We start from the raw sequence: 19311 nt of genomic DNA, 5'->3' as shown, positions 1-19311 counted from the left end.
TGGCACGGCGGGTTCGGGCCGGGGGCCGCTGGAAAAGGACCTGCTTGCAGGCACCTCGCCGGCGGCCTACCGGTACTACGGCGAGGCTATGCTCCTGCCCGTGGCCAGCCGGATAGGCGACATCATCGTCGACTGCAACGACCCGGAGCTACTCGCGGCGTTCTGGTGTGCGGTGCTTGGCTACCGCGTTTTCGCGCGGGATGACAGTGGGGTGGCGATTCGGGGAGCGACGGTCAGCCCGGACATCTTGTTCGTCCGGGTGCCGGAGGCGAAGAGCGCGAAGAACCGGCTGCATTTCGACGTGTGCCCTACCGACCGGGGCCAGGCGGAGGAACTGGCCCGGTTGCTTGCCTTGGGAGCGAAACGGTCGGGCATCGTCGGCAGCGGTAGCTGGGTCGTGCTGGAGGACCCGGAAGGCAACGAGTTCTGCCTGATGTCCAAGCAGATCGCCGCGGAGCCCGCGCCGTTCCACGAGGCGTAGTGGCACAACGAACGAACGAACGCATCGCGGCGCTACCCGGAGCTGTTGAGGGCAGCGGTCGAGGATCGGGCGTGACGGCATGTTTCCCGCCCGCGCGCCGGATCGCGGCAGATGAGTAAAAGCTCGCAGCGTGCGGTTCGTCGCACATTACACTCCTCCTGCGACGTCGATTTGGTGCGGTTGAGCGCGAGGGGGATCAGAGTGAACGTCAAGTATGAAACTATTGGGGGCGAGCTGTATGCCCATGCTCGCTCCGACGGAAGTGGAGCCCCGTCGCAGGGTTTAGATGAAAATATCTGGCTCACAAGATGTGCAGCACATCTGAACATAGGCTTGAATCGCATGCGAGCAAGCAAGGCGAAGGAGTCGGAGCTTCATCGATTCCTTGAACGGCACGCTCCACTTGTTCCTGGAGCGGCGGGCCCAGATGGCGCCGGGCACCACGGACCCAGGGCATTCAACTATTTACTCACTGAGCCGGAGCTTGACGGATATACGGCCGAATTTGGCCCCGACTTTATGTGGGTCCGTACAGACAGTGGAACACTGTACGTAGCGTTGGTGGAAATTGAGCGACCCAGCAAGTCCTGGTTTAACCCGAGTAACGGCACACCGACAGGGGCTCTAACGCAAGCGTTGGACCAGCTAGCTTCTTGGCGGACGACGCTGAACGAACCGATTAATCAACTCACCTTCCTCAAGAAATTTGATCTCGATACCGTACGGAAAGAAAAGAACATCAAGTTCGAGTATTGGCTAGTGTATGGCCATTCGGATGAGTTTCTTCCCGGTGGCCCGCACGGGCCAAAGGGTGATTTTCTGAATCGCAAACGTAAGATGATGGCGCGACCAGACGAACATTTTAGATCGCTGAACAGCATGACCCCAGAGAGCCGAGCAACTGACGCCTTGACCATCCGCTACGGGTCGCATCATAAGCTTGAAGTGAAAGCGCTCCAACCCACCTTTTCAACTGGGCCTCGCATTGCGCCGGATATTTCGCGCCTATCTAACCTACACGCCGCCGTGCGGCTATTGCAGGAAGATGTCGAAGGTATCTCCGGCACCGGCCTGCCGAAAGATCGAGTCGACTACCTTCTTGGGCGCCTCGATTACTGGTCCAAGGCGCATGCGGAAGCTATTGCATGTGGCGCGAAATGGTTGTCCACGACCCCAGACACTGAATAGGAGCCGCGCGATCTTCTCGGCAAATCCGGACGCCGCCTCGCTGGGCGAACCTCACCTTGGGTAGTCAAATATCTGCCGTCGGCAGGCAGAGTCTCGACAGCCAGCGCGCCCGACGAGATGGCCAGCCCACGTGCACACTCCCCGACGATTCGGATGTGATGAGGCTGTCGTCGGCGCTTGCCAGACCCTAGGCGCCGCCGGTCCCCCAATCCGGCCCGACGCGAATCCAGGACGGCACGCACACTCCGCCACTCGCTGGTCCGGTCTCTGCTCACGTCACAGCCGGACAGCGTGGGAGGCCTGGACCGCCGCGACGGCCCAGGCCTCCATAGCCGGTCCATGGGGGACCGTGGGGGGACGAGGCAGTCCCGGAATGGTGCGTCACCCGATGGCATGACCTGACATACCGTCCGCGGTTTCACCTGCCGGAATGACACTTGGCGGCACGCCGCGAGAGCCCGCGATATTCAAGATCGCAGACTCTTAATCCGCGGGTTGTAGGTTCAAGTCCTACGCGGCGCACAGTGTGATGTCTCAGGACATCGAAAAAGCCCGAACCTACTTTGCGTAGGTTCGGGCTTTTCGTTTGGTGGGTGCTGGTCCGGGTGGCCGGCCGGATCTTCGTCCGTGTGGTCAGCCAACAGCGTGGCCGGCGTTGTATCGTCCAGCCCTCCGCGGCGGCCGTATCGCCGTCGCCAAGCAGCACGTCACGGGCCGCGATCGCCTCCCGCCGGGTCGGACAGCCACCGCGGCGCAACCGCTCACGCCGGCCGGGCAGCACCGGCACGGCGCAGTCGACGTACCTGCACCATCCCGATCAGTTTCGACCGCCCTTTCACGCGTCACCGCTCTCGGGACTCACTACCAGTGAATACCAATTTGCTGGCCGATCTTGAAGGTGAGCTCTTCCAACAACGAAACCACCACCCGCACTCTGGTCGTCGGCTGCCTCGTGGTGGCCGGCGGCCTGGCCTTCGCGGCCCTTCTCGCCGCGGTGGCGGCCTTGATCGCGGCCCTGCTGCAAGCCAATCCGATCGGCATCCTGACGATCAGCGGTAGCACCCTCGCCGCCTGCCTGATGCTGGAGATCGGACTCGCCGGGTTGTATGCCGCGCTTCGCGGTGGGCCACGGTAGCCGTCACTCTTTCCGGCGACAGCTTTCACGCCGGGCGGCTCTCCCAGCTCGAACTCGGTGACGGTTCGTCACGGGCGATGATCGGAGACACGCGGGTGACTGACGCCGAGGACGGCCCCGGACGTCTTCCGGACTCGGCATTCGACCCCTTCTTCGATCGCGTCTATCCGGATCTGATCAAGCGAGGACTGGGCCGCTGCGGAACCTGCACGATGCCGAAGACGCCGCAGCCGAAATCATGATCGAGATTCGGCAACGCTGGTTCAGCATCGACAACCACGAGGCGTACGCCCACACGGCATTACGCAACCGCATCGGCCGGACCCGGGAAAGTGTCCACGCCCAACGCACCGATCTGTTCCCCATCGACGAACTGCCCGCCCGACCGGATCCGGGCCAGGACATCGAAAATTACGCCGGGGTCACGTGGGTGAACGAGGTTCTGAGCCGGCTGCCGCCCACCCAGCGCAAGGTCATGCAGCTTCTCGTGAGCGGGCTCAAATATCGCGACATCGCGGAGGAACTGGCGTGATCGAGGCTCGGCTGGCCGACGGCGAGCTGGAGCGGCGACGCGAGCTGATCAAAGCGGCGGCCGACGCCCGCGCCTTGGACGTGCTGCCGGATGGACTCGTCAGCTGCTCGACTCGGGTATCAGGTGGCTTCCGCACTCGCCGCAGCGCATGAACTCGGCGTCATACACCGCGACCTCAAACCGGATAACGTCCTGCTGCAAGTGGAGGGCGACCGACTCGATGCGCGGCTCACCGATTTCGGCGTCGCCCGCATCGTGAGCGACCCGGGTCGCGGCGACGTCCGGCCCGTCGGCTTCGCCGAGCAAATCGTCAAGACTCCCAGGATCACCACCATCAACGCGATCGTCGGCACTCCCCACTACATGGCGCCCGAGGCCGGCGATCCCCGGCGTCGTCCCACCGCCACCGAGTTGGCCGGGTCGCTCGGCGAAATGGACTGGAGGGACAGCGCCCGAGTCGCTCCGCCTGAGCCAGCCGCCCCCGCCCGCGGCGCCTGAACCGATCGCAGCGCATGAGCGGCTCGCGTCGTCGGCCGCCCGCGACCAGGGGCCGGCTGACAAACACGATCGGCGAAAGGCCCTGGCCAGGCTGACCAATCGGGCGATTCGCAGCTTGCGGTCGATGATCCAGACCTAATTGGGCCTCGGCAGCGTCCGCGGTGCGGAATCCTCCGCGGCGGACACGCTGACGGCCGATGCGGATCGAGAAGTATCAGGAGCGTGGCCGGGATCGTCTGCCAGCTGTGGGCAGTTGTCACCGTAGCGACGGCCCGTGGTGGGGTCGGTGCAGCCACACCGGCGGCAGATAGGAGAGTAATCGTTCATGACGGTTGTTCCATACCTATCTGCGCGTCTTGCGCAAAGACGGAACAACGAAATTTCGGGGCGGGATTCCTCGCGCGGGGACTATTACACGATCGCGGTTCGCATTTAGCAGCCTGTGAATCAGCGATCCGTGGGTCTGCGGCGCGCGTCGCGGGCCAACGGCGGTAAGCAGGGATCAGCGAGTCTGTGTACGCGGCTTCCCGGCGAACCCTTCGACCACCACCCTTGATTGCCCTTTGTTAATTGGCGACTATTGGGGTACACGCTGAGCAAAGCATCTATGCTAGTCTATGCTCCGCCTGGGCCAGGGATCGTGGCAAAGGCTCCTCTCAACGGGGTGAGGGACGGCTCGAACGCTGAGTCCGCATTGTTGTACATGCATTTGTAACGGACGGGGGCATTACATGGTCAGCCTAACGCGCAGCGCATTAAAGTCAGGCCGTTTCGTTGTCGCTATTCTCGCCGCAACACTGGTCGCGACAATGAATGCCGACGGCGCCTTCGCGGACGTCAAGCAACACCCTGCGCCATCCGCACCTGCCGCCCAGGAGCGGCTCGAGCTGACGAGCACGGCGAACGCAACCCTTGCGGCAGTTTCGCCGGATACAGTGTGCGACCCCAAGCAGCTGTGTCTCTACGCGGATCTGGACGGTAGTGGTGCGGCGCAGATTCTCACGCCGCAACCTGCGGGCACGTGTATCGACATCCAATCCTCACTCAAGGGTACGATCAGCTCGATCACCAATCGCACGGATCAGCTGATCAACCTTTTCCCGGGCGACGGCTGCACGGGAGCCGCGGATTTCGTTGACGGCGGCGTCGGGTACCCCAACCTTCGCATCCAGGGGTTCGACAACCAGCTGAGGTCGGTCCGGTTCGATCCGATTCGTTTTCCCACCGACCCGTGTGTCGAGCCAAGCCAGTACCTGTGCCTGTTCACGGATCCAGGCTTCAGCGGCGACTATCAGGTCGTCAGTCTGCGCGCGGCCGACGCCTGCGTCGACCTTCTGCCGGAGTATCAGGGTCAGACCAGTTCCGTACGCAACAACATGATTGCCCAGCAGGTCGCCCTTTTCGCCGGCACTGGCTGCACCGGGTCCTCGACAACGATCGAGGGGTCGTCAAATAATGCGGACCTCGGCCGGGTGGGCCTCGACAACCAGATCCGATCGGTCAAGTTCCTGCCTCGGACCGGCTTGTGCGGGTCCGCGGTGCAGGGCCTGTGCCTGTTCACCGGTACGAGATACTCCGGAGCGGTTCAAGTTTTCCCCCTACAGGCCGCGAATTCGTGCGTCGACATCACCTCCGTGCCCCTGTCCGTCCGGAACCAGCTATCGAACCAAACAGTCGTGCTGTTCCAAGGCGCTCGCTGTACGGGTAGGGCGTACCCGGTGGCTCCGGGTCGGACCGTGGCCGACCTGACGACACCGTCCGTAAACATCCAAACTAAGTCCGTCCAATTCCGGGCTCCGGTTTCTGATCCGTGTCCGGACGCGGAGCGGCAATTGTGCCTGTTCGCCAACACGGCATTCACCGGCGAGCGCCTGACCATACCTGCGGCACCGGTGAACACATGCGTCAACCTGCCGGCCGCCTTCCAGGACACCACCAGCTCCCTCAATAACCGTACGCGCCTGGACGTCACCTTCTACGACGGCGCCAACTGCACGGGAGCCTCTGACTGGGTGTACTACGAAGGTATTGTCTATGATCTGGCATCCTGGAACTTCGACAACAAGATTAAATCCATCAAGTTCACCTATTGACGGTAATTAAATGCCATGAGATCACCGGGTCGGTCCAGGGACCGGCCCGGTGATCGGCATTCAAGCCGACCGCACTCAAGCGGAACGCCCCAGCAGACCCGCTCACGGGCCCGGGATGATCCGGCGGGTCTCGTAGGCCCACATCGCGATCTCCACGCGGTTGCGGGCGCCGAGCTTGGCCATCAGGCTCGCCAGGTGCGTCTTGACCGTGCTCAGGCTGATGTGCAGGGCATCGGCGATCTCGACATTGGTGAGCCCTTGAGCGACGGCCAGCAGCACCTCCTCCTCGCGGGCGGTGACCGGCGAGATCGGCTGAGTGGCGGGACGCCCGGTCGGTACGTCGGCGAACGCCTGCAGCAGCCGCACGGTGACGCTCGGCGCGATGAGCGCCTCGCCGTCGGCGGCAGACCGTACGGCCTGCACGAGCAACTCGGGTCCCGCGTCCTTGAGCAGGAACCCGCGTGCCCCGGCGCGCAGGGCGCCGTAGACGTACTCGTCCAGATCGAAGGTGGTGATCACGACCACGACCATCGGGTCGGCGACGCCCGGACCGGCGATCATCCGGGTGGCTTGCAGCCCGTCGACCTCGGGCATCCGGATGTCGAAGAGGCAGACGTCGGGTCGCAGGTCCCGGGCCAGCCGGACAGCTTCCCGCCCGTCGGCTGCCTCACCCACCACGTCGACATCGGGCTGGGCGTTCAGCATGATGCGCAGCCCGGTTCGGATGACCGGCTGGTCGTCAGCGACGAGTACGCGGATGGACACCGTTGTTCGCTCTCCCCCGCGGCAGCTCTGCCTCGACATGCCAGCCCCGGTCGGTACCCGGTCCGGCGCTCAGCTCCCCGCCGAGCAGGGCAGCGCGCTCTCGCAGCCCGGCAAGACCGTACCCGTCACGACCGCGGCCGGCTCGCGCGCCGTCGTCTCGCACCGTCACCCGCACCCTCTGCGGTTCTCCGGTGACCCGGACCATGACCTCGGTCGCGTCCACCGCATGCCGCATGGAGTTGGTCACCGACTCCTGCACGATGCGGTAGACCGCCGCGCCCACAGCCGGGGGCAGCCCGTCCAGGTCGCCGTCGAGGTGCAGGTCCACCCGGAGCCGGGCAGCCGGGCCGCGCAGCAGGCGCTCCAGGTCGGCGACGCCGGCCGCCGGCGCCAGCTCGGCGCCGGCGCCGCTGTCGCGCAGGGTCGCCACCATGGCACGCATCTCCTCCAGCGTGCGCGCGCCCTCCTCCTCGACGCCCTCCAGCGCCTCGACAGCGGCGGCCGGGTCGGCGCCGGCGACCACCCGGCCGGCCTGGGCGCGGATCACCATGGCCGAGACGTGGTGGGCCACCGTGTCGTGCAGCTCCCGGGCGAGCCGCTCCCGCTCATGGGAGCGCATCCGCTCGAGCTGCCGCTCCTGAGCGGTCGCCCAGAACCGCACGGACGCCCCGATCACCGTGGGCATGAACAGGAAAACGAGGGCCGCGATCCCCTCGCCGGCTCCGATGTCGTCCGTTACGACCGAGATCGCGAACGCGGCCAGGATCACCAGGACCCCCAGCACGATCTCCCGGCCCGATCCCCACCGGGGCAACGCATACACCAGTACGAGCACCACCAGGCTGGAGTCCAGTCCGATCGGCTCCCGCGGGGCCGCCACCAGCGTGGCCACCTGGAGCGCGATCACCGCGCCGAAGGCCAGCGCGACCATCGCCAGCGGGCGGGTCCGCCGCCACAGCGGCAGGACGGCCAGCCAGATGCCCAGCACCGCCGCGATCGGTCGCCACACGACGTTCTCCCGCAGCGTGGTCTCCAGCAGCACACTGCTCAGGGCCGCGGCGAGCAGCGCCCAGTCCCGCCACACCCGGCCGGGGACGCCGGGCGGCCGTGGTGCGGTCCACAGGTTTCGCAGGTCGTCTCGCAGCACGGTCTCAGCCTAGGGAGCCCACGGCGCCGCGCATCGGCCGAAAGAACGGGGCGTCTCTCCGTCCGGGGGCGGGCCGATCCGAGGCTCCCGGGCCGATGCCGGGAAGCGGCGCCGCGACGACTCTCGTGATCGGCGGTCGTGCGAAGGCGGCCGACGAGGTGGTTGGAGGACCCCATGCTCTCGAAGGCCCTTTCCCGACTGGGTGGCGGCGCCGCTCGACATCCGTGGCAGGTGATCGCGGCGTGGTTGCTCGCCGCCGCGCTGGCAGTCCTCGCCGCCACCGCCTTCGGCGGCCGGACGGCCGACACGATGACCGCTCCCGGACTTGACTCTCAACGGGCCGCGGAATTGATCGAGCGGGCCGGCACCGGCCAGGAGGGGATGACCGCCCAGATGGTCGTCACCCCCGTCGACAGCGGAGCAACGTTCTTCGACGCCGGCCCGCCGCGTGCCGCGTTGACGTGGCTGCAGGCCGAGGTACGGCGACTCCCGAACGTGCTGGACACCAGCGACCCGGCAGGGGCGCTCGGCCGGGGCGCGGACGCCGCGGTCAGCGCCGGCCTGGTGTCGGCCGACGGACGGATCGCCGTCGTCCGCGTGCAGTACCCCGACCAGAGCCGGCTGTCAGCCGACGACCTCGACGCCCTCGTCGACCTCGGGGACCGGCTGCGCAGCGAGATCCCGCTACGCATCGAGATGGGCGGGGACCTGTTCTTCGCCTTCTCCGGCACCGGCGGCGGCACCGGCGAACTCATCGGCCTCCTCGCCGCGGCCGCCATCCTGTTCCTGGCGTTCGGCTCGCTCACCGCCGCCGCGCTACCGATCGGTATGGCGGTCTTCGGCCTCACCGTCGGCGTAGCCACGATGACGGTGCTCGCGCGGGTGACCGAGATCCCGACATTCGCCCCGGTGCTCGGCAGCATGGTCGGGCTGGGGGTAGGCATCGACTACGCGCTGTTCGTGCTCGTCCGGCACCGCGAGTACCTCAAGCTCGGGCTGGAGCCCCACGAGGCGGCCGGGCAAGCGGTGGCCACGGCCGGGCGGCCCGTCGTCTTCGCCGGCGGCACCGTCGTCGTGTCGATCCTGGGCATGGCGGTCTCGAACGTGCCGTTCATGACGATGGGCGGGATCGCGGTCTCCATCGTTGTGCTGATCATGGTCATTGCGTCGGTGACGCTGCTGCCGGCCTTCCTCGGCGTCGCCGGCTCACGCCTGGCCCGGGCCGGGACCCTGGGTCGGCTGCTCGGCCGGGGCCGGCTCGGGCAGCGGCGGGCCGCGGCGGCGGGCGCCGCGCGTGCGTCCGGCTGGCAGCGCTGGATCGGGCACGTCAACCGGCATCCGGTGCCGTACACGGTCGGCGCGGCGGGGCTGCTACTAGCCGCGACGCTGCCCGTCCTCGGCCTGCGCGTCGGGCTGCCCGACGACGGCTCGCTTCCGGAAAGCCGCACCGAGCGCCGAGCGTACGACCTCATCGCCGACGGGTTCGGCCCGGGCACCAACGGCCCCCTCATCATCGCTGTCGACCTCGCGGGCGATCCAGGATCGGCGGGCCGGGTCGCAGGAGCGGTCGCGGCGGACCCCGGCATCGCCTCGGTCGCGCCGGCGCGAGTCGATCAGGCCACCGGGATCGCGACCCTTGTGGTGTTCCCCACCACCGGACCGCAGGAGCGGGCCACGGCCGATACCGTCGCCCGGCTGCGCGCCGAGGTTCTCCCCACCGCGGTCGGGCAGGGCCCGTCGAACGCCCACATCGGCGGTGCGGCGGCCAGTCTGTCCGATGTGGGTCGCCGCACCAGCGAGCGCCTACCGATCTTCATCGGCGCCGTGCTGGCGCTGTCGTTCGTGCTGCTGATGCTGGCCTTCCGGTCGGTGCTCGTACCGCTGAAAGCGGTGCTGCTCAACCTGCTGAGCATCGGCGCGGCTTACGGCGTGCTGGTCGCGGTGTTCCAATGGGGCTGGGGTGGCGCGTTGATCGGGCTGGAGGCGACGGTACCGATCGTGTCGTTCATCCCCATGTTCCTCTTCGCGATCCTCTTCGGCCTGTCCATGGACTACGAGGTTTTCCTCCTGTCCCGCGTGCGAGAGGAGTACCTGCGAACCGGCGACAACCACAAGGCGATCGTGCAGGGCATCTCCGGCACCGCCCGGACGATCACCTCGGCCGCCCTGATCATGGTGGCGGTGTTCCTGTCCTTCGCCATCGCCGACGACCCGTCGACCAAGATGTTCGGGCTCGGCCTCGCCACCGCGATCTTCATCGACGCCACGGTGGTGCGGATGGTCCTGGTACCGGCGACCATGACGCTGCTGGGCCGGGCCAACTGGTGGCTGCCGGAATGGCTGGACCGGTTGCTCCCCGGACGCCCGGCCGGCAACGACGCTGCGAGGGACGGCACGCACGCCGATCCACAGGCTCTCGCCCGGATCCACTGACGAACCCCTCGCTCGCGAGGCGCCTCCGCCCGGCCGGGCGGGGGCGCCTGAACCGGAGCCGGCCCGGCCCGGCCCAAGCGTGTGCTCCAAGCTTCTGACACCGGCAACGGCCGGTGTACGCGATCAGGTAGAGGGGACCAAGTCTCCGAGCTCACTGGTAGGCAGTGCGATCCAGCCCTCGGCCCGCGCAGCTTCCAGCTGGGCCACGGTCGGCGGCAGCGCAAGGCCCAGGGCGGCGGCTCGGGTGGCGAGGGCGGCGATCAGGGCGTCGAAAGCATCGTGGCTGCGCCGGGCCAGCGGCTCGAAAGCGCCAAGGTCGAGCCAGGGCGCGGCGGCTTGCAGTTCGTCCACGAGAGACGCCTGGCCAGGCCGCTTGTAGCCCCGATGGGTCAGGCCCCAGCGACGCAGGGCGGCGGCCGGGTAGACCTCGACCACGCGCCCCGCTCCGGTGCGGTCGATCGGGATCCCGACGGCGGCCAGGTGGGCCAGCAGGTTGGCGCCGCGGAAGGCCACGTAGGCGATGCGGTCAGCGGCGACGCTGAGCGGGTTGAGGCCGGCCTCGGCCCGTACGACCAGGTCGGTGACCCGGTAGGCCAGGCCCCGCCGCCAGGCCGCGTCGGCCGGCACGGGCTGCCAGTTCCCCGTTCGCTGGGCGGCCACGAAGTCGGTGAACAGGGACGGCCAGCCGAGCGGGCAGTCCAGGCCGGCCTTGTCGGCGGCGCGGATCGCGTCGATCAGCTCCGGGTCGGAGGCGCCCAGCCGCAGGTCGCGTACGACGGCCGAGGCGCCGGTCCACTCGACCAGGGCCAGGGCTGTGCGCTCATCGGCCGAGGCCAGGTCGACTCCCAGGGTCAGCACGGGTACGACGATAGGCCCACACCAGCAGCCCGGCCGCCGCCAGCGCCACCGGAATCAGTGCGAGCAGATAGAACCGCGACGGACCCGGCGACGTGGTGGTGGCGGTGATCCAGTCGCTGATGTTGTCGGTGCGGGCGCTGTAGTCGGGGCCGGTGTGCGGGCAGCCGGGGCCGCCGCTCACGACGGCTACCAGTTCGGGGCCGGCGTCGGTGGTGCGGAAGTAGGGGCCGCCCGAGTCGTGCGGGCAGGGGCTCGTGTCGTCCTGCGGGGCGATGCCGGACGTCTCGAGCAGGGAGTCGCCCACGGCGTCGATGGTGAACCGGCCGGTCTGCAGGCGCTCGGCCGGCGTCTGGTCGGCGGTGAGGCCGAAACCGGTCAGGCGCAGCTTCTCGCCCGGTGACGGCGGGTAGGTCGCGACCCGCAGCGGGGTGATGCCGGTGACCGGTGCGGCCAGTTCGGCCAGGGCCACGTCGGTGGTCTCGGACTGGCGGACGGCGATCACCTCGACGACCTGGCCGCCGCGACCGCCGGACACCAGCGTGCGGCCGACCGTGGCTCTGGTGCTTTCGGCCACCGTACGGCTGACCTTGCGCCCCTTGGCGTCGCGGAAGCAATGACCGGCGGTGATGACCCAGGTGGGTGCGATCAGCGCCCCGGAGCAGGAGCTGTCGCGGGTGCCGCGGTCGGCGGTCGGCAGGCCGGTCATCGTCAGCAGGACCGAGAAGCGGTAGGCGCCGTCGCGCGCGTTCTCCCCGTACGCGATGGCTGAGGCCGGGCTTGCCGTCCCCACAACGAGCAGCGTGGAAGCCGCCAGCGCGGCGAGAAGCTTGAACACGTGAACATCGTTCGGGACCGGGCGTCGGGCCGGTGTCAGCGGCGTCCTTATGAATTTTTTATCGATCGTGTGTCAGCGTGGGGGCGTGAGGCGACGAATCCTGCTGCTCTGCGCGGCGCTGCTCGTCGCCGGGTTCGTCGTGCGCCCGGCCGCCGAGACCCTGCTGTCGGTGTGGTGGGACGTCACGCCGGGCTGGTGCGGGGTGCCCGGTCCGGAGAGCTCGAACGTCATCTGCCGTCAGCTGTTCCGTCGGCCCAGCATCCCGATGATCCTGGCTACGACCTTCGTGCTGACGGCGTTGCTCGCCGCCTGCTATCCGGCGATCCGGTGGTGTCTGCGTCCGCTGCACGATCTGACGCCGGTGATCGCCAACGTCGGGCCGCAGAACCTCGGGCACCGGCTGCGCCCCGGCGACGGGCGGGACGAGCTGGCCGTGCTGGGACGCACGATCGACGACATGATGGACCGGATCGCCGTCGGCTACGAGGCGCAGCGCCGGTTCGCGGCCGACGCCTCGCACGAGCTGCGCACCCCGCTCGCCGTGCAGCGGACGCTGATCGAGGTCGGCCTGGCCCGCAAGCTCAAGGACGACCAGTTGGAGCTGCTGGCGGCGCAGCTGCTGGAGACCAACGAACGCAACGAGCGCCTGATCGAGGGGCTTCTGGCGCTCAGCGAGAGCGATCGGGGGCTCATTTCCCGTACGCCGTTACGCCTCGACCGCATCACGGCCGAAGTTCTCGACGCGCATCGCGCCCGGGCCGAGGCGGCCGGGGTCACGATCACCAGCGAGCTGGCGCCGCGGGTCGTGATCGGCGAGCAGGTGTTGCTGGAGCGGCTGGTGTCCAACCTGATCCAGAACGCGATCAAGTACAACCGGCCGGGCGGGACGATCGACGTCCGGGTCGGCGACGAGCCCGCGCTGTCCGTCGTGAACACCGGCGACGACGTGCCGCCGGACGAGGTGCCCGCGCTGTTCGAGCCGTTCCGCCGGCGGAGCGGCTCGCGGATCGACCACAGTGGCGGCGCCGGGCTCGGCCTGGCGATCGCCCGGTCGATCACCCGGGCCCACGACGGGATCATCGCAGCCAGCTCCACCGGCCACGACGGGCTGCGCGTGCAGGTGTCGTTCAGGACCGCGGACCGGATGGTCGGCTGAGCGCCGGACGCACCGGCAGGCGTACGAGGACAGCCGCCGCCACAGCGGCCGTAACCGCCGCGCCCACCCAGGCGACCCACGGCGTGCGGTCGGTCGCGCCGGGAACCCCGGTCGTCGCCTCCGCGACCAGCAGCAGCACTGCCGTCCCGAGCGCGGTACCCAGCTGGGCGCTCGTGTTGGCCAGGCCGGCCGAGGTGGCCCGCGATTCCTCCGGCACGTCGGTCGCCAGCGAGGTGGTCGCCACCGACGCCAGGCCCAGGCCGAAACCGGCCGCGGCCACCCCGGCCCCGATGAGCAGCGCCGAGGCGGGCGCGATCAGGGGCGCCGCCAGCCCGGCGCCGATGGTCAGAAGACCGGCCCCGGCCACCCGCTCCGCCGGCCGGCGCACGATCAGCCGGGCTGCCGCGGCCGAGCCGGGGATCACCGCGAGGCTGAGGGGCAGCAGCGTGGCTGCCGCCTCCAGCGGCGTACGTCCCAAGGCGCCCTGCAGATGCAGGGTGACCAGGGTGATCACCCCGGTCGTGGCGGTGTTGAGGAAGGCGCCGCCGGCCCCGCGCCGCACCTGTGGCAGCCGCAGCACGCCCGAGAAGAGCAGCGGCGCGGACGACCGCCGGTCGACGAGCACGAACAGCGCCACGAGCACGGCCGACCCGGGAAGCAGCCAGGGCGCCTCGCCGAACAGGATCGCGAGCATCACCGCCCCCGTCAGCAGCACGGACCCGGCCATGTTGAGCGCTTCATGGCCGGGGGTCGCTGCCCGGGCCGGCACGAACCGCACGACGGCCGCTGCCAGCACGGCCGATACCCCGAGCAGTCCCCAGAAGATCAGCCGCCAGCTTCCCGCGGCCGAGACCAGACCGCCCACGACGAAACCGGACGCACCCGCCGCCGCCCCGGCCGCGCTCCAGGCCGCCACCGCCCGGGCCCGCTGCCGCTCGTCCGTGGCCACCGCGGTCAGCAGCCGCAACGCCGACGGCACCGCGATCGCCGCGGCCGCTCCCTGCACACAGCGCCCCGCCGACAGCCACGCCACGGACGTCGCCGTGGCGGTGAGCAGCGACCCGGCCGCGAACGCGACCAGGCTGGCCAGGATGCACCGCCGGTGGCCGTAGCGGTCTCCCAGCCGCGCCCCGAACATCAGCAGCCCGCCGAAGAACATCGCGTAGCCGACCGCCACCAGCGTGCCGTCGGCGGCCGAGGCGCCGACGTCGTCCAGCATCGCCGGCAACGTCGTCACGACCACGGTGACACCCAGGACGTCGACGAACTGGATGAGACACAGCGCCACCACGGTCCAGCCCATGGTCCGGTGTTTCCCGCTCCCCGGCTCCGCGAACGTTTTGCCGTGTCTACGACATCACCCGTTGACGAACTAGTGATGTATCTGAAACCTTGAATGCCTGTTCACGAAAAAACTCAGCAGCACAGCGAAAAATCGTGGCAGGCATCCCCGTCCCCCCGGTGGTCGCCGGGTCCCCGCCCGGCGGCCACGTGCGCACACGAAGAGGGAACGATGAGAGGACGAAGACTCCTTACCGGCATCCTGGCGACCGCTCTGGTCACCGCCGGGATCTCGGCCACCCCTGCTCAGGCAGCCGGTGGCCCCAACCTCGCGCAAGGCAAGGCCGCCACCGCCAGCGGCGTCAACGGCCCGTACGGCGCCGGAAACGTCACCGACGGCAACGCATCCTCCTATTGGGAGAGCCCCAACAACTCGTTCCCCCAGTGGGTGCAGGTCGACCTCGGCAGCAGCGTGGCGATCGACCAGGTCAAGCTCAAGCTGCCGCCGCCGGCCGACTGGGCCACCCGTACGCAGACGCTGAGCGTGCTGGGCAGCACCAACAACTCGAGCTGGAGCACGCTGTCGGCGAGCGCCGGGCGCACCTTCAACCCGGGCAGCGGCAACACCGTCACCGTCGACTTCACCGCGGCCACCGTCCGCTACGTCCGCGTGAACATCACCGGCAACACCGGCTGGCCCGCGGGCCAGCTGTCCGAGCTCGAGGTCTACGGCGTGGCCGGTACGGACCCCGATCCCGACCCGGATCCGGACCCGCCGACCGGCGCCAACCTCGCGGCGGGCAAGCCGATGGAGGCGTCGAACAACGTCTTCAACTTCGTGGCCGCCAACGCCAACGACAACAACCTGGCCAGCTACTGGGAGTCCAACGGCTTCCCGGCGACGCTGACGGCCAAGCTCGGGTCGGACGCCAACATCACCGGCGTCGTCGTCAAGCTCAACCCCGATCCGGCCTGGGGCCCGCGCACGCAGGCGATCCAGGTGCTCGGCCGGGCCCAGGGCGCTGCGGGCTTCACCTCACTGAAGGCGCGCGCCGACTACGCCTTCGGCTCCGGCAACACCGTGACCATCCCGGTCACCGGCCGGGCCGCCGACCTGCAGCTGCAGGTCTTCAGCAACACCGGCGCACCGGGTGCGCAGGTGGCTGAGCTGCAGGTCCTCGGCTCCTGGGCTCCGGCGTCGGATCTCGTCGTGTCGGGTCTGACGTGGACGCCCACCGCCCCGGACGAGTCCTCCACGATCAACGTCTCGGCCACCGTACGGAACTCCGGCACCGTCGCCTCGGCCGCGACCACCGTCGACGTGCGCCTGAACGGCAACGTCATCGGCAGCGCGAACGTCGGCGCCCTCGCGGCCGGCGCCGCGACCACCGTCAGCGTCAGCGCGGGACGACGCGGCCAGGGCAGCTACCAGGTGTCCGCCGTCGTCGACCCGGCCAACACCGTGCCCGAGACCGACAACAGCAACAACACCTACACGTCACCGGCCTCGCTCGTCGTCGCCCAGGCGCCGGGCCCCGACCTGCAGGTCCTCAGCGTCACCCCGAACCCGTCCAACCCCGCCGCGGGCACGTCGGTCACCTTCGCGGTACAGGTCAACAACCGGGGCACCAGCGCGGCCGCGGCCGGCGTCACGCGCGTCGTCGCCGGCAGCACCACGTTGAACGCCAACACCGGCAGCGTCGCGGCCGGCGCGACCGTCACCGTGAACGTCGGGACGTGGACGGCGAGCAGCGGCGGCGCGACCGTCACGGCCACCGCGGACGCCACGAATGTGGTCGCTGAGACGAACGAGAACAACAACTCCCGTACGCAATCCATCGTGGTCGGCCGGGGCGCGGCGACCCCCTATGTCTCGTACGAGGCCGAAGCCGCCCGCTACTCGGGCACCCTGGTCGAGGCGGACGCGCTGCGGACCTTCGGGCACACGAACTTCGGCACCGAGTCGTCCGGCCGCAAGTCGGTCCGCCTGAACAGCACCGGCCAGTTCGTCGAGTTCACCTCGGTCAACCAGGCCAACTCGATCGTCGTGCGCAACTCGATCCCGGACGCCCCGAACGGCGGCGGTCAGACCGCGACGATCAGCCTCTACGCGAACGACCAGTTCGTGCAGAAGCTGACCCTGTCGTCGCGCAACAGCTGGCTCTACGGCACGACGGACGACACCGAGTCGCTGTCGAACACGCCGTCGGCCGACGCGCGCCGGCTCTTCGACGAGTCGAACGCGCTGCTGTCCACGTCGTACCCGGCCGGCACCCGCTTCAAGCTGCAGCGGGACGCCGGTGACACGGCGTCGTTCTACTACGTCGACATGATCGACCTGGAGCAGGTGGCGCCGGCGCTCAGCCAGCCCGCGGGCTGTGTGTCGATCACCAACTACGGCGCGGTCCCGAACGACGGCGTCGACGACACGGCCGCGATCCAGCGGGCCGTCACCGACGACGAGAACGGCGTGATCAGCTGCGTCTGGATCCCGGCCGGCCAGTGGCGCCAGGAGCAGAAGATCCTGTCGCCCGACCCGACCCGCAACCAGTGGAACCAGAAGGGCATCCGGAACGTGGTGGTCCGCGGCGCCGGCATGTGGCACACGCGGCTCTACACGAACACCGAGCCGCAGAACGTGGTCGGCAACATCAACCATCCGCACGAGGGCAACGTCGGCTTCGACATCGACGACAACACGCAGATCTCCGACCTGGCCATCTTCGGCATGACGACGAACCGGGCCAACCGCGGCCACGGCATCAACGGCCGGCTCGGCAAGAACACGAAGATCAGCAACGTGTGGATCGAGCACGTCAACGTCGGCGCCTGGGTCGGCCGCGACTACTCGGACACGCCGGCCTACTGGAACCCGGGCGACGGGCTCGAGTTCAGCGGCATGCGCATCCGGGACACGTACGCCGACGGCATCAACTTCAGCAACGGCACGCGCAACTCCCGGGTGTTCAACTCCACCTTCCGGACGACCGGTGACGACTCCCTGGCGGTGTGGGCCAACCCGCGCGTCAGGGACACGTCGGTCGACGTCGCGTCCAACAACCACTTCGTCAACAACACGGTGCAGCTGCCGTGGCGCGCCAACGGGATCGCGATCTACGGCGGCTCGAACAACTCGGCCGAGAACAACCTGATCTACGACACGATGAACTACCCGGGCATCATGCTGGCGACCGACCACGACCCGTTGCCGTTCGGCGGGACGACGCTGCTCGCCAACAACGGCCTCTACCGGGCCGGCGGGGTGTTCTGGAACGAGGACCAGGAGTTCGGCGCGATCACGCTGTTCCCGCAGGGCAAGGACATCCCGGGCGTGACCATCCGGGACACCGAGATCCTCGATTCCACGTACGACGGCATCCAGTTCAAGACGGGCGGCGGCAACATGCCGAACGTCGCCATCACCAACGTACGCATCGACAAGAGCAACAACGGGGCCGGCATTCTCGCGATGAGCGGCGCCCGCGGCAACGCCAACCTCACCAACGTGACCATCACCAACTCGGCCGACGGCAACATCGTCACCCAGCCGGGCTCGCAGTTCGTCATCAACGGCGGCTGACGCCTCATCCGCCATGGTGCGGTGCCGTCCCCAGGCCGGGAGGTTGGGGGCGGCACCGCCGCGCCCGCATACCCGCATTCCCCGCGGACATGCCCCCGTTTGCCCATGGTCTTCGGGGGAACCCGGACCAGCCATGAAGGACAACGTTCTCTCGGGGGCGCTGCTCGGGCTGGGCATCGCCACCACCGTCGACGAGGTCGTGTTCCACCAGCTTCTGCACTGGCATCACTTCTACGACAGGTCGACCCCCGCCGTGGGCCTGGTCTCCGACGGCATCCTGCACGCCGCCAGCTTCTTCGCGGCGGTGGCTTCGCTCTTCCTGCTGTCGTCGCTGCGGCGCCGGCGCGCCTTCCAGGCCCGGCCGTGGTGGGGCGCGCTACTGGCCGCGGCGGGAGCCTTCCAGCTGTACGACGGGACGGTGCAGCACAAGCTGATGCAGTTGCACCAGATCCGGTACGGGGTGGACCTGACCGCGTACGACTGGGCCTGGAACATCGTCGCCGTCCTGCTGATCGTCGCCGGGGCGGTCCTGCTGGCCCGTTCGCGCCGTGTGGTGGCCGCTTGATCTGGGGTCTGGTCGCGCTGGCCGGCGCGTACGCCCTGGCGGTGTCCCGGCTGGGCCGGCGCGGCATCGACTGGCCGGCCGGGCGCTCACTCGCCTGGTACTCGGGCGTGGCCACCGCGGCGGCGGCCGGACTGGGCAACCACCACGACTTCCGTACCCACATGTCCGCGCATCTGCTGCTCGGCATGGCCGCGCCGATCCTGCTGGTGCTCGCCCGGCCGATGACCTTGCTACTGCGCGCGCTGCCGGTGCGCCCGGCCCGCCGGGTGGCGGGCGTTCTGCGTTCGCCGGCAACGTCGGTCCTGACCCACCCCGTGACCGCTGCCGTTCTCGACGCCGGTGGACTGTGGCTGCTCTACACGACCGATCTGCACGCACAGGCCATGGCGCGGCCGTGGTTGCACACCCTGGTGCCGGTGCACATGCTGCTGGCCGGTTGCCTGCTCACCGCCGCGATCATCGGGCGCGACCCGGCGCCGCACCGGCCCGGCCCGCGCACCCGAGGCCTGGTGTTCCTGGCGTTCATCGCCGCGCACGGCATCCTGGCGAAATATCTTTACGGCCACCCGCCCGTGGGGGTGCCGGCACCGGACGCGGAGGCCGGCGCGCAAATCATGTACTACGGCGGCGACCTGCTGCACCTCGTGGTGATCGTCTTCTTCTTCCAGCGGGTTTTCGCCGATCGAACGTGCCGCGTTCCGCCCGGGAAGCTGACCGTCTCGCCACCATGACATATCGTGCCTGAGTGATTGCATTCCGTCACT

Annotated in this window: 17 protein-coding genes; 12 read left to right on the top strand and 5 right to left on the bottom strand. The window is 68.8% G+C overall.

Annotation, left to right across the window (positions count from 1 at the left end; translation table 11 throughout):
* From KXC43_RS46775 to KXC43_RS46745, 7 genes are all read left to right on the top strand, one after another.
* Positions 1–481: VOC family protein (locus tag KXC43_RS46775; RefSeq protein ID WP_255646015.1), on the top strand; the 481-nt coding region annotated here is incomplete at its 5' end.
* 201 nt (positions 482–682) lie between these two features.
* Positions 683–1669: a Shedu anti-phage system protein SduA domain-containing protein gene (locus tag KXC43_RS46770; protein ID WP_221382753.1), complete on the top strand. Its 987-nt coding sequence runs from the start codon at positions 683–685 to the stop codon at positions 1667–1669.
* Positions 1670–2567: 898 nt separating this feature from the next.
* A complete protein-coding gene (locus tag KXC43_RS46765) occupies positions 2568–2804 on the top strand; it encodes a hypothetical protein (RefSeq protein ID WP_221382752.1) in 237 nt (78 codons plus the stop codon).
* 95 nt (positions 2805–2899) lie between these two features.
* Positions 2900–3046, top strand: a complete 147-nt coding sequence (locus KXC43_RS46760; RefSeq protein ID WP_221382751.1) for a hypothetical protein — start codon at positions 2900–2902, stop codon at positions 3044–3046.
* Positions 3043–3336, top strand: a complete 294-nt coding sequence (locus tag KXC43_RS46755; RefSeq protein WP_221382750.1) for a sigma factor-like helix-turn-helix DNA-binding protein — start codon at positions 3043–3045, stop codon at positions 3334–3336. Before KXC43_RS46760 ends, KXC43_RS46755 begins: the two co-directional genes overlap by 4 nt.
* A 90-nt stretch (positions 3337–3426) precedes the next feature.
* Entirely contained in the window at positions 3427–3834 is a 408-nt protein-coding gene (locus tag KXC43_RS46750) for a protein kinase domain-containing protein (RefSeq protein WP_221382749.1), read from the top strand.
* A gap of 731 nt (positions 3835–4565) precedes the next feature.
* Complete coding sequence (locus tag KXC43_RS46745; RefSeq protein ID WP_221382748.1) at positions 4566–5927, top strand: peptidase inhibitor family I36 protein; 1362 nt, start codon at positions 4566–4568, stop codon at positions 5925–5927.
* A gap of 102 nt (positions 5928–6029) precedes the next feature.
* Here the strand turns inward: KXC43_RS46745 and KXC43_RS46740 are convergent, their stop codons facing one another.
* Positions 6030–6692, bottom strand: coding sequence for a response regulator (locus tag KXC43_RS46740; RefSeq protein ID WP_221382747.1), 663 nt, complete (start codon positions 6690–6692; stop codon positions 6030–6032).
* Complete coding sequence (locus KXC43_RS46735; protein WP_221382746.1) at positions 6667–7839, bottom strand: sensor histidine kinase; 1173 nt, start codon at positions 7837–7839, stop codon at positions 6667–6669. The genes KXC43_RS46740 and KXC43_RS46735 overlap by 26 nt, the downstream gene beginning before the upstream one ends.
* 174 nt (positions 7840–8013) lie before the next feature.
* On the opposite strand from KXC43_RS46735, the gene KXC43_RS46730 reads away from it, so the two are divergent.
* Positions 8014–10272 carry an MMPL family transporter gene (locus KXC43_RS46730; RefSeq protein WP_221382745.1) on the top strand — a complete coding sequence of 753 codons (2259 nt, stop codon included), beginning with the start codon at positions 8014–8016 and terminating at the stop codon, positions 10270–10272.
* A gap of 123 nt (positions 10273–10395) precedes the next feature.
* Here KXC43_RS46730 and KXC43_RS46725 read toward each other — a convergent pair whose 3' ends face one another.
* Both KXC43_RS46725 and KXC43_RS46720 read right to left on the bottom strand, forming a co-directional pair.
* Positions 10396–11130, bottom strand: coding sequence for a DUF429 domain-containing protein (locus tag KXC43_RS46725; RefSeq protein WP_221382744.1), 735 nt, complete (start codon positions 11128–11130; stop codon positions 10396–10398).
* Complete coding sequence (locus KXC43_RS46720; protein ID WP_308129577.1) at positions 11093–11965, bottom strand: S1 family peptidase; 873 nt, start codon at positions 11963–11965, stop codon at positions 11093–11095. The genes KXC43_RS46725 and KXC43_RS46720 overlap by 38 nt, the downstream gene beginning before the upstream one ends.
* 49 nt (positions 11966–12014) lie before the next feature.
* On the opposite strand from KXC43_RS46720, the gene KXC43_RS46715 reads away from it, so the two are divergent.
* Positions 12015–13121, top strand: coding sequence for a sensor histidine kinase (locus KXC43_RS46715; RefSeq protein ID WP_221382743.1), 1107 nt, complete (start codon positions 12015–12017; stop codon positions 13119–13121).
* On the opposite strand, the gene KXC43_RS46710 is transcribed toward KXC43_RS46715, so the two are convergent.
* Complete coding sequence (locus tag KXC43_RS46710) at positions 13093–14424, bottom strand: MFS transporter (protein ID WP_221382742.1); 1332 nt, start codon at positions 14422–14424, stop codon at positions 13093–13095. The genes KXC43_RS46715 and KXC43_RS46710 overlap by 29 nt on opposite strands.
* 210 nt (positions 14425–14634) lie before the next feature.
* Here KXC43_RS46710 and KXC43_RS46705 point away from each other — a divergent pair, with 210 nt between their 5' ends.
* From KXC43_RS46705 to KXC43_RS46695, 3 genes are all read left to right on the top strand, one after another.
* Complete coding sequence (locus KXC43_RS46705; protein ID WP_221382741.1) at positions 14635–17982, top strand: CARDB domain-containing protein; 3348 nt, start codon at positions 14635–14637, stop codon at positions 17980–17982.
* Positions 17983–18115: 133 nt separating this feature from the next.
* Positions 18116–18547, top strand: a complete 432-nt coding sequence (locus KXC43_RS46700; RefSeq protein ID WP_221382740.1) for a DUF2243 domain-containing protein — start codon at positions 18116–18118, stop codon at positions 18545–18547.
* Entirely contained in the window at positions 18544–19278 is a 735-nt protein-coding gene (locus tag KXC43_RS46695) for a cytochrome c oxidase assembly protein (RefSeq protein WP_221382739.1), read from the top strand. Before KXC43_RS46700 ends, KXC43_RS46695 begins: the two co-directional genes overlap by 4 nt.
* Positions 19279–19311 lie beyond the last annotated feature (33 nt).

It is taken from the genome of Paractinoplanes polyasparticus, from assembly GCF_019710575.1.
Lineage (GTDB): Bacteria > Actinomycetota > Actinomycetes > Mycobacteriales > Micromonosporaceae > Actinoplanes > Actinoplanes polyasparticus.
The sequence above is the reverse complement of the archived record's forward strand: the minus strand, read 5'-3'. Positions and strand labels throughout refer to the sequence as shown.